10 protein-coding genes and 1 pseudogene are annotated in these 14,079 nt (G+C 71.6%); 3 read left to right on the top strand and 8 right to left on the bottom strand.

Translation table 11 applies throughout. The annotated features are described in order from the left end of the window. Window positions 1-299: 299 nt before the first annotated feature. The 5 genes and pseudogenes from REH65_RS05325 to REH65_RS05305 all read right to left on the bottom strand — a co-directional run bounded on the left by REH65_RS05325 (window position 300) and on the right by REH65_RS05305 (window position 4,982). Window positions 300-1,445, bottom strand: coding sequence for an LLM class flavin-dependent oxidoreductase (locus REH65_RS05325; protein WP_406691514.1), 1,146 nt, complete (start codon window positions 1,443-1,445; stop codon window positions 300-302). Window positions 1,446-1,457: 12 nt separating this feature from the next. After that, window positions 1,458-2,477 carry an aliphatic sulfonate ABC transporter substrate-binding protein gene (locus REH65_RS05320; RefSeq protein ID WP_406691513.1) on the bottom strand — a complete coding sequence of 340 codons (1,020 nt, stop codon included), beginning with the start codon at window positions 2,475-2,477 and terminating at the stop codon, window positions 1,458-1,460. Window positions 2,478-2,637: 160 nt separating this feature from the next. Beyond that, on the bottom strand, window positions 2,638-2,718 hold the full coding sequence (locus REH65_RS05315; protein ID WP_406693090.1) for a putative leader peptide: 81 nt from the start codon (window positions 2,716-2,718) through the stop codon (window positions 2,638-2,640). 152 nt (window positions 2,719-2,870) lie between these two features. After that, window positions 2,871-4,186: pseudogene (locus REH65_RS05310) on the bottom strand (MFS transporter). Between the two features lie 145 nt (window positions 4,187-4,331). Next, window positions 4,332-4,982 carry a TetR/AcrR family transcriptional regulator gene (locus tag REH65_RS05305; RefSeq protein ID WP_406691512.1) on the bottom strand — a complete coding sequence of 217 codons (651 nt, stop codon included), beginning with the start codon at window positions 4,980-4,982 and terminating at the stop codon, window positions 4,332-4,334. Between the two features lie 118 nt (window positions 4,983-5,100). On the opposite strand from REH65_RS05305, the gene REH65_RS05300 reads away from it, so the two are divergent. The 3 genes from REH65_RS05300 (at window position 5,101) to REH65_RS05290 (ending at window position 10,031) form a co-directional block, all read left to right on the top strand. After that, window positions 5,101-5,943 carry a shikimate dehydrogenase gene (locus REH65_RS05300; protein WP_406691511.1) on the top strand — a complete coding sequence of 281 codons (843 nt, stop codon included), beginning with the start codon at window positions 5,101-5,103 and terminating at the stop codon, window positions 5,941-5,943. Continuing rightward, the gene (locus REH65_RS05295) at window positions 5,936-7,768 is read left to right on the top strand and encodes a TIM barrel protein (protein ID WP_406691510.1); all 1,833 of its coding nucleotides are present in this window, start codon (window positions 5,936-5,938) and stop codon (window positions 7,766-7,768) included. The genes REH65_RS05300 and REH65_RS05295 overlap by 8 nt, the downstream gene beginning before the upstream one ends. Window positions 7,769-7,847: 79 nt before the next feature. Further along, window positions 7,848-10,031 carry a beta-glucosidase family protein gene (locus tag REH65_RS05290; protein WP_406691509.1) on the top strand — a complete coding sequence of 728 codons (2,184 nt, stop codon included), beginning with the start codon at window positions 7,848-7,850 and terminating at the stop codon, window positions 10,029-10,031. A 1-nt stretch (window position 10,032) separates the two neighbouring features. Here the strand turns inward: REH65_RS05290 and REH65_RS05285 are convergent, their stop codons facing one another. The 3 genes from REH65_RS05285 to REH65_RS05275 all read right to left on the bottom strand — a co-directional run bounded on the left by REH65_RS05285 (window position 10,033) and on the right by REH65_RS05275 (window position 14,010). After that, on the bottom strand, window positions 10,033-10,914 hold the full coding sequence (locus tag REH65_RS05285; RefSeq protein WP_406693089.1) for an NAD(P)-dependent oxidoreductase: 882 nt from the start codon (window positions 10,912-10,914) through the stop codon (window positions 10,033-10,035). 155 nt (window positions 10,915-11,069) lie between these two features. Beyond that, window positions 11,070-11,336: a DUF3040 domain-containing protein gene (locus REH65_RS05280; RefSeq protein ID WP_281455526.1), complete on the bottom strand. Its 267-nt coding sequence runs from the start codon at window positions 11,334-11,336 to the stop codon at window positions 11,070-11,072. Between the two features lie 187 nt (window positions 11,337-11,523). Further along, complete coding sequence (locus REH65_RS05275) at window positions 11,524-14,010, bottom strand: ATP-dependent Clp protease ATP-binding subunit (RefSeq protein ID WP_406693088.1); 2,487 nt, start codon at window positions 14,008-14,010, stop codon at window positions 11,524-11,526. Window positions 14,011-14,079 lie beyond the last annotated feature (69 nt).

Raw genomic sequence — 14,079 nt, 5'->3', positions numbered from 1 at the left:
CGGCCAGGGACGCCCGCAGGGGCCGCCGCCGAACCAGGGCGGCCGTCCCGCACCCCCCGGCCAGGGCCGTCCCGGAGCACCGCCGAACCAGGGCCGTCCGCAGGGCAACCCGCCGGCCGCACCGCCGCCCGGCGCTGGTCGCCCGGGTGCCCCGCCCCCGCAGCCCCCGGGCCCGGGTCGTCCCGGCGCTCCCGGTGGCCCCGGCGGTCGCCCGCCGCAGCGCCCTGCCCCCGGCGGCAACCGCTACTGACAGAACCCGGCCCCAGCCTCGAAGGCTGGGGCCGAGTTGTTCTCGCAGGTCAGTGTGGTGCCGGGGTCAGATCCCGCGCGGCGGCGGGGCCGGTCGCCGCGCGCAGACCGCGGCGGGCGAGCTCGGGGTGCACGCCCTCGCCGAACCAGTACGCCTCCTCCAGGTGCGGGTAGCCGGAGAGCACGAACTCCTCGATGCCCACCGCGTGGTACTCCTCGATGAGATCGGCCACCTCGGCGTGACTGCCCACCAGGGCCGTCCCGGCCCCGCCGCGCAGCAGTCCGACACCGGCCCACAGCCCCGGGTGCACCTCCAGGTCGCGGGCGCTGCTGGGCAGCACGCCGCCGTGCAGCTCGGCGATCTTGCGCTGGCCGACGGCCTCGGTCTTGGCGATCTTGGCCTGGGAGGCCGCGACGTCGGCCGGGTCCATCTGCTCCAGGAACCGCTGCGCGGTGCCCCACGCGTCCGCGCTGGTGTCGCGGGTGATGACGTGCGCGCGCAGCCCGAACCGCAGCTCACGGCCTTCCTCGGCGGCCAGCTCGCGCAACCGCTGCACCTTGCGGCCCACCGCCGCAGGCGGCTCGCCCCAGGTCAGGTGCACGTCGGCGCGGCGGGCGGCCACCGGCAGCGCCGCGTCCGAGGACCCGCCGAAGTACAGCGGCGGGGCGGGTTCTGGCGCTTCGAACGAGGTCGCGCCCCGCACGCTGTAGTGCTCGCCGTCGAAGTCGAAGGGCTCCCCGGCGAAGATGCCGCGCAGCACCGCCAGGAACTCGTCGGTGCGCGCGTAGCGCTCGTCGTGGTCGAGCCAGTCGCCGTAGCGCTGCTGCTCGATGGACTCACCACCGGTGACGATGTTGAGCAGCAAGCGGCCCTCGGAGACCTTCTGGTAGGTCGCGGCCAGCTGCGCCGCCAGCGTGGGCGACAGCGAGCCCGGCCGGAACGCGACCAGGAACTTGATCCGCTTGGTGCGCGCCAGCAGCGCGGAGGTGGTGATCCAGGCGTCCTGGCACCAGCTGCCGGTGGGGGTGAGCATGCCGGTGAAGCCGAGGTGCTCGACGGCCTGGGCGACCTGGGCGAGGTAGTCGATGTCGGGGCGGCGCGGTGTGTCGGCCCCGGTCGGCGTGGTGTGCGGGCGGTCCACGACGGACCGGCCGTCGCCGTGGGTCGGCAGGAACCAGTGGGTGGTGATGGGCATCAGGCGTTCCTCTTAGGCGCTGGCGAGCTGGGTGGCGAAGCGGGTGTCGACGAAGTCGGCGAAGGTGAACCTGCGCGGGATCTCCTTGGCGGCGACGAAGGCGTCGGCGAGTTCCTGCTCGGACCGGATGACGGTCTCGTCCAGCGGGACCGGCAGGTCGGGGCCGAGTTCGGTGGCCTTGCGGGTGACCTCGATCGGCAGCCCGGTGTCCTGCGACCAGGCTTGGGCGCGGACGTCCCTGTTGGCGTCGGAGAAGCGGTTGGCCCTGGCCAGCCGGGTCAGGTAGTCGGCGATCGCCGAGTTTCGCCGGGCGTCGGCCAGCGCGGCGGTGCTCGCGACCTGGAAGGTGTAGCCGTTGGCGCCGCCGGAATGCCCGTCGGCGATGACCCGTGCGCCGGATTCGAGCTGGATCTGGGCGAAGTAGGGGTCCCAGATCGCCCAGGCGTCGACCGCGCCCTGCTTGAACGCGCCCAGCGCGTCGGCGGGCTGCAGGAAGACGAGCTGGACGTCGTCGGGGGTGAGGCCGACGGCGGCGAGGGTCTGCAGGATCTGCCCGTGCGCGGAACTTCCCTTCGCGACCGCGATCTTCTTGCCGCGCAGCTGTTCCCGCGACTGCAGCGGTGAGTTCGGCAGCACCACGACGGCATCGCTGGCGACGTTGCCCTGCGAGGCGGCGACGATCTTGAAGTCGGCCTTGGCGGCCGCGGCGAACAGCGGGGGAGTGTTGCCGGTGCCGCCGATGTCGATGGCGTCGGCCGACAGCGCCTCCAGCAGCGGTGGTCCGGAGGTGAAGGTCGCCCACTCGACCTCGTAGGGGAAGTCGTCCAGGCCCGCCGAGCGGATCAGCGACTGCGAGGTGCCCTTCTGGTCGCCCGCTCTCAGCTTCACCCCCGCCAGCTGGTCCGGCGGGATCAGGGCCGGGGGCGGCGCGGAGGCGGCGTCACCGCCGCCGTCACCGCCGCGGGAGCACGCGGCGAGCAGTCCGGTGGCCGAGGCGGCCGCGAACAACGACAGGAAATCACGACGACGCAAGGTCTTTCACTCCATCAGCGAGGCGCGACGCATCAATCCGGGATGACGACGTCACCGGGCGAGCGCGAGGCAGAGGACGGTCTTTCCTCGAATTGACCGGACAAAAGGGATATTGATCATGGACAGTTCGAGGAAAAACCGTCCACGGTCCCGAAAAGCCCTAAGCGATCGGACAGATGGAGCTGGCCTGCCGTCGCAGATCGACGTGCAGGCGCCAGGAGAAGGCGTTCCGGATGAACACGCATCGGATGCTCGCAGCGCCTCATCGGGAGGTCAACGGTCGAGACGGACATCCCACATCACGGAACAGCGTGCCACTGTGTGCCGGAGTCCTGAAAGCAGAACGGCCCCGATCCCGGTGGGATCGGGGCCGTTCTGGTCCGTCGACCGAGGTCAGACGGTCGCCGGGGTCTTCGGTAGGCCGAGCTCGGCGGTCGGGACCTTGTGCGTTTCGCGGGCCGAAGCGACCGCGATGATGTTCAGCGCGCACAGGCCGGCCGTGAACAGCGCCACGTAGATCCACCCGTCGCGGCCACCGCCGATGGCCTCGGAGATGCTGGGGGAGAACCCGGCCAGCGCGAACCCGATCTGGGTTCCCACGGCCATGCCCGACAGCCGCACCTTCGCCGGGAACATCTCGCCGTAGAACGCGGGCCAGATCCCGTTGGTGGCGCTGTAGACCACGCCGAACAGGGCGATGCCGGAGGCGAAGATGAGCACCCAGTTCCCGGTCGACAGCGACCACAGGTAGGCGAACATCAGCACCGCGCAGCCGGCCGAACCGCCGATGAACACCGGCTTGCGGCCGATCCGGTCGGCCAGCCCCGCCCACAGCGGGATCGCCGCGAGCGCCACGACGTTGGCCAGCACGCCCACCCACAGGATCGGGGTCTTGGCCAGGCCCGCGGTGTTCACCGCGTAGCTGAGCGCGTAGACGGTGAAGATCGTGCTCACCGCGGCGATCACGGACGCGACGATCACGCGCAGCACGTCGGCCCAGTGGTCGCGGAACAGCGGCAGCAGCGGGGTCTTCTCCCGCTTGGTCTCGGCGACCTCCTCGACGAACACGGGCGTCTCGTCGAGCTTGCTGCGGATCACCAGGCCGACGATCACCACGATCCCGCTGAGCCAGAAGGGAACCCGCCAGCCCCAGGCGACCAGCTGGTCCTCCGGCAGCGCGGCCACCGGCAGGAACACCGCGGTGGCCAGGATCTGCCCGGCCTGGGTGCCGCTGAGGGTGAAGCTGGTGAAGTACGCCCGCCGGTGCGCGGGCGCGTGCTCCAGCGACATCGAGTTCGCCCCGGCCTGCTCGCCCGCGGCCGAGAAGCCCTGCAGCAGCCGGAGCGCGACCAGCAGGGCGGGCGCGGCCAGGCCGATCTGGTCGTAGGTGGGCAGGCAGCCGACGAGGACCGTGGAGATCCCCATCAGCAGCACGGTGAACACCAGCACCCGCTTGCGGCCGAAGGCGTCGCCGATGTGGCCGAGGATGAACGCCCCGATCGGCCGGGCAGGTAGCCGACCCCGAAGGAGGCCAGCGCCAGCAGCGTGCCGGTCGACGGGTCGGCGTCGGGGAAGAAGATCTTGTTGAACACCAGGGCCGCGGCGGTGCCGTAGATGAAGAAGTCGTAGTACTCAAGCGCGCTTCCGATCCACGCGGCGATCGCGGCTTTGCGCGGTTTGCCCTGGGTGGCTCTCGGGCCGTCGGTCACTGTCAGCTCCAGGAAGTCCGTGCACCGTTGCGCGGTGACTTATGAACCATCTAGTTAGTTCTCAAGACTGTGAAGCGCCCGCGAACCCGTGTCAAGGGGGTGTTTCGGGCTCGTTGCGCCCGGCTCGGCGCCGGGGGAGGCCGCGTCAGCTCCGGGACAGGAAGTCGAGCACCATGTCGCCGAGCATCCGGCGGTAGTGGTCGCGGCGCTTCGGGTCGAGCAGGTCGCGCTGGAAGATCGCCTGGAACGTGTAGCGGTTGGCGGTCCGGAACACGCAGAACGAGCTGATCATCATGTGCACGTCGAGCGCGTCGACGTCGTCGCGGAACACCCCGGACTCGCGCCCGCGCCGCAGCACGCCGTCGAGCACCTCCACCGCCGGGCCGGCCAGGCCCGGCAGCAGCTCGGACTTGGTGAGGTGCTCGGCGCGGTGGATGTTCTCGATGCTGACCAGCCGCAGGAAGTCCGGGTGCGACTCGTGGTGGTCGAAGGTGAGCTCGGCGAGCCTGCGGATCGCCTCGGCGGGCTCCAGCGCCTCGAGATCGACCTGGCTCTCCAGGCCGCGGATGACCGAGTAGGCGTTCTCCAGCGCGGCCAGGTACAGCTGCTCCTTGCCGGAGAAGTAGTAGTAGATCATCCGCTTGGTGGTGCTGGTGCGCGCGGCGATCTCGTCCACCCGGGCTCCGGCGTAGCCCTTGTCGGCGAACTCCTCGGTGGCCACCCGCAGGATCTCCGCGCGGGTCCGATCGGCGTCGCGCTGCTTGATCGCTGCGGTGTCGGACGACGGTGCGGCCACGATGCTCCTCTGCGGGTTGGTGCACTTCAGGGCCACTGTAGTGCACCGAGTCTTCCGGAAGGGCGGTTCGTGTGCCTACTATTAACTAGCTAGTTCGTTACTTAACGGGGAGTGCGGAGTGCAAGACGGCTACCTGGTGGGGCTCATCGGATCGGGCATCGGCCCGTCGCTGAGCCCGGCGTTGCACGAGCGGGAGGCCGCCGAGCTCGGCCTGGACTACCGCTACCGGCGGTGGGACCTCGACGAGCTGGGCGCGCCGCCGGACGCCGTCGGCGAGCTGCTCGCCCGCGCCCGGGCCGAAGGCTACCGCGGGCTCAACATCACCCACCCCTGCAAGCAGCTGGTCCTGGAGCACCTCGACGAGGTCCACCCCGACGCAGCCGCGCTGGGCGCGGTCAACACCGTCGTCTTCAACGGCGAGCGGGCCGTCGGCCACAACACCGACCACTCCGGGTTCGCCCGCAGCCTCCGGCGCGGCCTGCCCGGTGCCGCCCTGGACCGGGTGCTGCTGCTCGGCGCGGGTGGCGCCGGGGCGGCCGTCGCGCACGCGCTGCTGGGCCTGGGCGCCGGCGAGGTCCGGGTCGTCGACCTCGACGCCGACCGCGCCGCCGCGCTGGTCGCGTCCCTGCCGGACCGCGCGGTGCTCGGTGGCGAACTCGCCGACGAGCTGGCGGCGGCGGATGGTCTGGTGCACGCCACCCCGACCGGGATGGCCGCCCACCCCGGACTCCCGGTGCCCGCCGCGCTGCTGCGCCCCGAGCAGTGGGTGGCCGAGGTGGTCTACCGTCCGCTGGCCACCGAACTCGTCGTCACCGCGCGCGAACTCGGCTGCCGGGTGCTCGACGGCGGCGGCATGGCGGTGTTCCAGGCCGTGGACGCGTTCCGGCTGTTCACCGGCCTGGAACCGGACGCCGAGCGGATGCTGCGGCACTTCGCCGAACTGGAGGGAGCGCATGTCTGAGCCACGACGGTCCATCGCCACGGTCTGCCTGTCGGGCACCTTGGAGGACAAGCTCGCCGCCGCCGCGGCGGCCGGGTTCGACGGGGTGGAGATCTTCGAGAACGACCTGATCGCCTCGGCCGCCTCGCCCGCCGAGATCGGCGCCCGCTGCCGCGATCTGGGCCTGTCGATCGACCTCTACCAGCCGTTCCGCGACTTCGAAGCCGTTCCGCCTGCGCGGTTCCGGCAGAACCTGCGGCGCGCCGAGCGCAAGTTCGACGTCATGGAGCAGCTGGGCACCGACCTGGTCCTGGTCTGCTCGACGGTGTCCCCGGAGGCCGTCGACGACGACGAGCTGGCCGCCGAGCAGCTGCGAGCGCTGGCCGAACGCGCCCAGGAGCGCGGGATGCGGGTGGCCTACGAGGCGCTGGCGTGGGGACGCTTCGTCAACACCTACGAGCACTCGTGGCGGATCGTGCGCCGCGCCGACCACCCCGCTCTGGGCCTGTGCCTGGACTCCTTCCACGTGCTCTCGCGCGGCGGCGACCCCGCGCTGATCCGCACCATCCCCGGCGAGAAGCTCTTCTACCTGCAGCTGGCCGACGCGCCGCAGCTGGACATGGACGTGCTGCAGTGGAGCCGCCACCACCGGTTGTTCCCGGGCCAGGGCTCGTTCGACCTGAAGACCTTCGCGGGCAACGTCCTCGACGCCGGTTACGCCGGGCCGCTGTCGCTGGAGGTGTTCAACGACGTCTTCCGGCAGGCCGACCCGAAACCGGCCGCGGTGGACGCGATGCGCTCGCTGCGACTGCTGGAGGAGCAGCTCGGCGAGCCCGTCGCCGAGCCCGCCCCGGACCTGGACGGCTACGCCTTCGCCGAGCTCGTCGCCGATCCGGACACCGCCACCCGGCTGTCCGAGGGGCTGCGCGCGCTGGGTTTCGCCGAGACCGGCGAGCACCGCAGCAAACCCGTGCGGCGCTGGGAGCAGGGCGGCGCGCGAGTGCTGATCAACACCTCGGCGACGGCTCCCGACACCGCCGAGATCGGCGCGCTCGCGGTGGAGAGCGCCGATCCGATGCGCTCCGCCCGCCGAGCCGAGGCGATGAGCTCGCCGATCCTGCCCCGCGAACGCGGACCGCAGGAGGCGGGCCTGGTCTCGGTGGCCGCACCGGACGGCACCGGGGTGTTCTTCTGCGACACCGGTGCCACCGACGGCTGGCGCGGCGACTTCCGCGACACCAGCGCACCGGCGGCCGCCACACCGGCGGCGGGCCTGATCACGGGCATCGACCACGTGTCGCTGACCCAGCCCTTCGACCACTTCGACGAGGCCGCGCTGTTCTGCCGCTCGGTGCTCGGCCTGGAACCCGAGGAGGTCACCGAGTACGCGGCGCCGTTCGGCATGGTCCGCAACCGCGGCATGGTCGACGCGACGCGATCGGTGCGCATCGCGCTCAACGGCGCGCTGGTGCGGCGCGGGGAGTGGGCCCCGGCGGTGCGCGACCCGCAGCACATCGCCTTCACCTGCACCGACGTGCTCACCGCCGCCGAGCGGCTGCGCGAGTCGGGCGCTCCGGTGCTGCCGATCCCGGACAACTACTACGACGACCTCGACGCCCGCCTCGACCTCGACCCGGAGCTGCTGGCCTCGCTGCGTCGCGGGTCGGTGCTCTACGACCGCGACGCGGGCGGGGAGTTCCTGCACCTGTTCACCGAGCTGTTCGGCTCGCGGGTGTTCCTCGAACTCGTGCAGCGGGTCGGTGACTACGCGGGATACGGAGTCGTGAACGCCCCGGTGCGCATGGCGGCGCATCGGAGGCAGCGGATGACTGCATTCGGACGATGATCCACGTCCTGTTCTGGCGGAAACTGATCAAAACCGTACGTCGTACAGAGTGATCGGAGCCCTGCGCCAGATGCAGCACGTGAACCGTCGGACCCTGATGACCGCCGCAGGACTGGCCGGGATGGCCGCGGTCCTGCCCACCGGAGCGGCGGCCGCGGCCGTACCGGGACGCTGCGGCGACCACGCCTGGTGCGACCCCGGCCTCTCGCCCGACGAACGAGCGGCGCTGGTGCTGCGCGAGATGACCCTGGACGAGAAGATCTCGCTGCTCGGCGGCGACGACCTGGCGGGCGCCGCCGGGTTCGGGCACACCGGAACCGGGCACGGCGTCGAGCGGCTCGGGATCCCGCCCGTGTACTACGGCGACGGCCCCGTCGGATCGCGCCAGGGCAACGGCACCTCGATGCCCTCCGGCGTGTCGCTGGCGGCCTCGTTCGACCCGGAGCTGGCCGAGACCTACGGCGCCACCGTCGCCAACGAGGTGCGCTGCAAGGGCAACGACGTGGTGTTCGGCCCGACCGTCGACGTGCTGCGGATCCCCACCTCCGGCCGCGCCTTCGAGGGCTTCGGCGAGGACCCGCACCTGTCCTCGCGGATCGGCGTCGGCTGGGCCGCCGGGGCGCACTCCCAGGGCGTCATGGTGTGCGTCAAGCACTTCGCCGCCTACACCCAGGAAGGCCAGCTGGGCGTGGTCGGGTCGCGGATGCTCTACAACGCCGTCGTCGACGAGCGCACGCTGCGCGAGATCTACCTGCCGCCGTTCGAGGCCGCGGTCCGCGAAGCCGGGGTCGGCGCGGTGATGGGCTCCTACAACCGGGTCGGCGGCCAGTACGCCTGCGAGCACCAGTGGCTGCTCAACGACCTGCTCAAGCACGAGTGGGGCTTCACCGGCTACACCATCGCCGACTACGCCGCCATGCACTCCACCGGGAACTCGCTGGCCAACGGCATGGACTTCGAGCCGTGGCCCGCTCTGGTGTACTCGCCCGCGGCGATCCGCACCGCGCTGGCGATGGGGCAGGCGGCGACGTCCGACGTGGACGAACACGCCCGCCGCATCCTGCGAACCATGTTCTCGCACGGCATCTTCGACCGCCCCGAGTACCCGAACGACGACAGCCGGATCGACAAGCCGGCCAACCTCGCCACCGCCGGGCGCGTCGCCGAAGCGGGCATGACGCTGCTGCGCAACGACGGCCTGCTGCCGCTGGACCCGGGCGCGCTGCGCGGCAAGACGATCGCCGTCATCGGCGAGGCCGCCGAGAAGTTCGTGCAGGGCGGCGGTTCCTCCTCGACCACCCCGTACAGCTTCGTCTCACCGCTGCGGGGCATCCAGCAGCGCGGCGCCGAGGCCGGCATCACCGTCGTCCACGAACCGGGCAAGACCCCCGACGCCGCGGCCGAGGCCGCCCGCAACGCCGACGTCGCCGTGGTCGTCGTCTCCGACATGATGTCGGAGTTCCTGGACAAGCCGAACATGGACCTGGACTCGGGCATCGGCCAGTTCCCGCCGCCCGCGGTGGGCAACCCGTTCGCCGACCAGGACGCGATCATCGAGGCCGCGCTGGAGGCCAACGCCGACACCGTGGTCGTGCTGGAGACCGGCGGCCCGGTCAACACCCCGTGGCGCTACCGCACGCGCGCGCTGCTGGAGGCCTGGTACCCGGGCGCGAACGCGGGCACCGCGATCGCCAGGGTGCTCTTCGGCGACGTCGACCCGGGTGGCCGGCTGCCGCTGACCTTCCCCAACAGCGAGGACGACGTGCCCACCGCCGGTGACACCGCCCGCTACCCGGGCAAGGGCCTGGACGTGCACTTCACCGAAGGCGTGCTCGTCGGTTACCGGCACTACGACGCCCACGAGATCGAACCGGCCTTCCCGTTCGGGCACGGCCTGTCCTACACCACCTTCGCCTACTCCGACCCGCAGGTCTCGGCGGACCAGGTGAGCGTGGTGGTCACCAACACCGGTGCGCGCACCGGCCACGCGGTGCCGCAGCTGTACCTGGGCCTGCCCTCGCCGCGCGAGGACGTGCCGCAGCCGCCGCGCCAGCTCAAGGGTTTCGCCAAGCTCACCCTGGAACCGGGGCAGGCCGCGTCGGTGCAGTTCACCCTCACCGACCGCAGCCTGGCCTACTGGGACGAGCTGTCCGGCGGCTGGACCGTCGCCGCGGGCGACTACCGGGTCGAGGTCGGCGAGTCCTCCCGCGACATCCGCGCCGAAGGAGCCTTCACCGTCGCCGCGGAACGCCGCGCGGAATGAGTCAGCGCTTGGAGGCGTAGTAGACGGCTGCCATGTCCTCGTCGGCGTGGCCTGCGGTCAGGGCTCGGGCGAACCGGGCCCTGACCGCTTCGGCCAGGTCCAACCGGACCGCGTCGCTGGCCGCCTGCGAGACCAGGCCGGCGTCCTTGGCGGCGGCGCTGAGGGTGAACGCGGGTGGGAACTCGCCGCTGATGATCGCCGCGCCCTTCATGTGCGCGTAAGGCGAGTCGGTGGCGGTTCCCTCGATGGCGGCCAGGAAGTCCTCGGGATTCACGCCCAGGTCCTCGGCGAGGGCGATGGACTCGCCGACCGCGTTGGTCAGCGTCAGCACCCAGTTGTTGGCCACCAGCTTCAGCCGGGAACCGGCCGCCTTCGACGGGTCCTCGCCGACCCACTGGGTGCGGGTGCCCACGGCGTCGAACAGCGGCTGCACGCGCTCGCGCACCTCGGGCGCACCGGCGGCCAGCACCACCAGCTCGCCCTTCTCGGCCGGGAGCTTCGTGCCCAGCACCGGCGCGTCGACCACGGTGACCCCGCCGACCTCGGCTGCCGCCGCGCACACCGACTCGGTACCCGGCAGGCCGATGGTGCCCATCTGCACCCACACCCCGCCGGAGTTCAGCGCCGCGGCGGCCTCGCGACCTGCGGTGATGGTCGAATCGGCGTCGAGCAGCATGGTGATCAGCACGTCGGCGCCCCGCGCGGCCTCGGCGGGGGAGTCCACGACGGTCACCCCGGCCTCGGCCAGCGGCTCGGCCCGGCTGCGCGTGCGGTTCCACACCCGCAGGTCCACTCCGGCGGCGGCGAGGTTGCGCGCCATCGGAGCCCCCATCGTTCCGGTGCCCAGGAATGCGACGGTCGTCATCACGAACTCCCCTTGCAGATACGTCGAGATCCGCCGCCGATTCTCCCCGCGAGCGAGGCGGCGCACCAAACCAGCACACCACCGGTGTGTTGGGCGGGAACCGCTTTCGGGCACGCGGGACCCACGGGCCGGAACGGGAGGAACCGGCCACAGTGGACGAAATCAGCGGAGGATCAGAGGAACTCGAACCGCCAGGTGCGCGACAGCAGCAGGGCGCCCGCCAGAGCCGCCGACGTCAGCGCCGCCGCGCCCTCGTTGAGGAACAGGCACATGACGGCGAGCACGCCCGCGCAGGCGGCCGCGAACATCCGCACCGAGACGCGGGCCCGCAGATAACCGAGCGTGGTCGTCTGGCTCAGCCTGCGCGCGAGTCGCGGGTCCTCATCGACGAGCCGCTGCTCGATCTCTTGCAGGCGGCGCCGCTCGTCCCTGGGAAGCATGGCCCACCTCCACCGGGTAGTACCGCCTGGTTGAACAAGTATCGCAACGTTGGAACCTGCTGTGAAGGGTCAATCCAGGCGATCCCTTCGGCAACTCGCAACCCGCTGACCAGCGCACACGAAACGGGGCGGGCACGAAACGGGGCGGGCACCCCGGAGGATGCCCGCCCCGTCCTCACTCGCGGTCTCACGCGGCGACCGGCGCCTCCACCTGGAAGTCCAGCGCGCCGTCGCGGGCACCGACCCGCAGCCGGGTGCCCTCGGTCAGCTCACCGTCCAGCAGCAGGTCGCTGATCCGGTCGTCGACCTCCCGCTCGATGGCCCGGCGCAACGGCCGAGCACCGAACTCGGGCTGGTAGCCGCGGTCGGCGACCCAGGCCACCGCGTCGTCGTCGAAGACGACCTCGACGCCCATGTCGGCCAGCCGCTTCGTGGTGGTCGCCAGCAGCGCCCGCGTGATGGTGTGCAGCTGCTCGCCGTCGAGGCGCTTGAACACCACGATCTCGTTGATGCGGTTGAGGAACTCCGGCCGGAAGGCGTCCTTGAGCTTGGGCATGACCCGCTCCTCCAGGTCCTGGGTCGGGCTGCCGGCCGTGAAGCCGATCTTGCCGCCCGCGCTGGAGACGACCTCCGAGGCCAGGTTGCTGGTCATGATCAGCACGGTGTTGCTGAAGTCCACCGTGCGGCCCTGACCGTCGGTCAGGCGCCCGTCGTCGAGGACCTGCAGCAGCGTGTTGAACACGTCCGGGTGCGCCTTCTCGACCTCGTCGAGCAGCACCACCGAGTACGGGTTGCGCCGCACGGCCTCGGTCAGCTCACCGGCCTCGCCGTGCCCGACGTAGCCGGGCGGGGCGCCGACCAGGCGGCTGGCCGTGTGCCGCTCCTGGAACTCGCTCATGTCCAGCCGGATCATCCGCTGCTCGTCGCCGAACAGCGACTCCGCCAGGGCCTTGGCCAGCTCGGTCTTGCCGACGCCGGTCGGGCCCAGGAACAGGAAGCTGCCCACCGGACGGGTCGGGTCGCCCAGTCCGCTGCGCGAGCGGCGGACCGCGCGGGCCAGCGCCCGCACCGCGTCGTCCTGGCCGACGACCCGCTTGTGCAGCTCCGATTCCAGGCCGCGCAGCCGCACCTTCTCCTCGGCCGTCAGCCGCGACACCGGCACCCCGGTGGCTCGGGAGATGACCTCGGCGATGTCAGCCGGGCCGATCTCCAGCACGCCCGTGCCGCCCTCGTCGAGCCGGGCCTGCGCGGCGGTGATCTCGTCGCGCAGCGCCGAGGCCCGCTCGTAGTCCTCGGAGGCCACCGCCTCGCTCTTGAGCTGCTCCAGCCGCTCGACCTTGGCCCGCAGCTCACCGTCGTCGGCGACGCCGGAGTTCAGGCGCTTGCGGGCACCCGCCTGGTCGATCAGGTCGATCGCCTTGTCCGGCAGGAACCGGTCGTTGATGTACTGGTCGGACAGCTTCGCGGCGGCCTCGACGGCCTCCTCGGTGTAGGTCACCTTGTGGTGCTTCTCGTACTGCTCCTGCAGGCCCCGCAGGATCGTGATCGTGTCGGCCACGCTCGGCTCGGGCACCTGGACCGGCTGGAAGCGGCGCTCCAGGGCCGGGTCCTTCTCGATGTTCTTGCGGTACTCGTCGAGCGTGGTGGCACCGACGACGTGCAGCTCACCGCGAGCCAGCCGCGGCTTGAGCATGTTGCCCGCGTCCATCGCGCCCTCGGCGCCACCGGCGCCGACGACGGTGTGCAGCTCGTCGATGAACACGATCAGCTCGCCGCTGTGCTCCGAGATCTCGTCGATGACCTTGGTCATCCGCTCCTCGAAGTCACCGCGGTAGCGGGTGCCCGACAGCATCGCCGACAGGTCCAGCTGCACGACCCGCTTGCCGGTGAGCACCTCGGGCACGTCACCGGAGGCGATGCGCTGGGCCAGGCCCTCGACGATCGCGGTCTTGCCGACACCGGCCTCGCCGACCAGCACGGGGTTGTTCTTGGTGCGGCGGGACAGGATCTCGATGGTCTGCTCGATCTCGTCGGCGCGGCCGATCACCGGGTCCAGCCCGCCTTCGCGGGCGGTCTCGGTGAGGTCGCGGCCGTACTCGTCCAGCGTCGGGGTCTCGCCCCCGCTGGGGCCGGACTTCGGCGCCTGCTGCGGTGCGGGGCGCTGGCTCGCGTCGCGCAGGGCCTCCGGTCCCGCGCCGGCGCCGCTCAGCAGGCGGCCGGCCTCGGTCTCGGGGTTGGCCGACAGCGCCAGCAGCACGTGCTGCGGGCCGATGTAGGTCGAACCCAGCGCGCGGGCAACGCGGTGGGCGTCGGCCAGCGCGGTGCGCGCGGCCAGGGTCAGCGAGACGGATTCGTCGTCGACCGGAGCTCCCGAGGCGGGCAGGTGTCCCTCGACCTCCTTGGCGAAGGCCTCGGTGTCCACGCCCAGCTGGCTCAGCTGCGCCCGGGTCGGGTCCTGCTTGGCGGCCGACCACAGCAGGTGCAGCGCGTCGAGGCTGCCCTGCCCGCGGTCGCGGGCGAACTTCGCGGCCTCGCCGACCAGCTGTTGCGCCTGCTCGGTCATCAGCTCGGTGATGTCGACTCGGCGCGAGCCGGCCGTGGAGTCGTCGGCCCCGAAGAAGCGAGCGAAGTACTCGTCGAACGGGCCGCCGACCGGTCCGAAGAACGTCGCCATGTCCAACCTCCTCGTGGCGGTCTTGCTCAGCATCGCCGCCATCTAATTGAGTCTGTCGCTATCAACCAA

This window comes from Saccharopolyspora sp. ID03-671, assembly GCF_045278815.1.
GTDB lineage: Bacteria > Actinomycetota > Actinomycetes > Mycobacteriales > Pseudonocardiaceae > Saccharopolyspora > Saccharopolyspora ipomoeae.
Note: the sequence above shows the minus strand (reverse complement) of the source record. Positions and strands in the feature narration are given on the sequence as shown.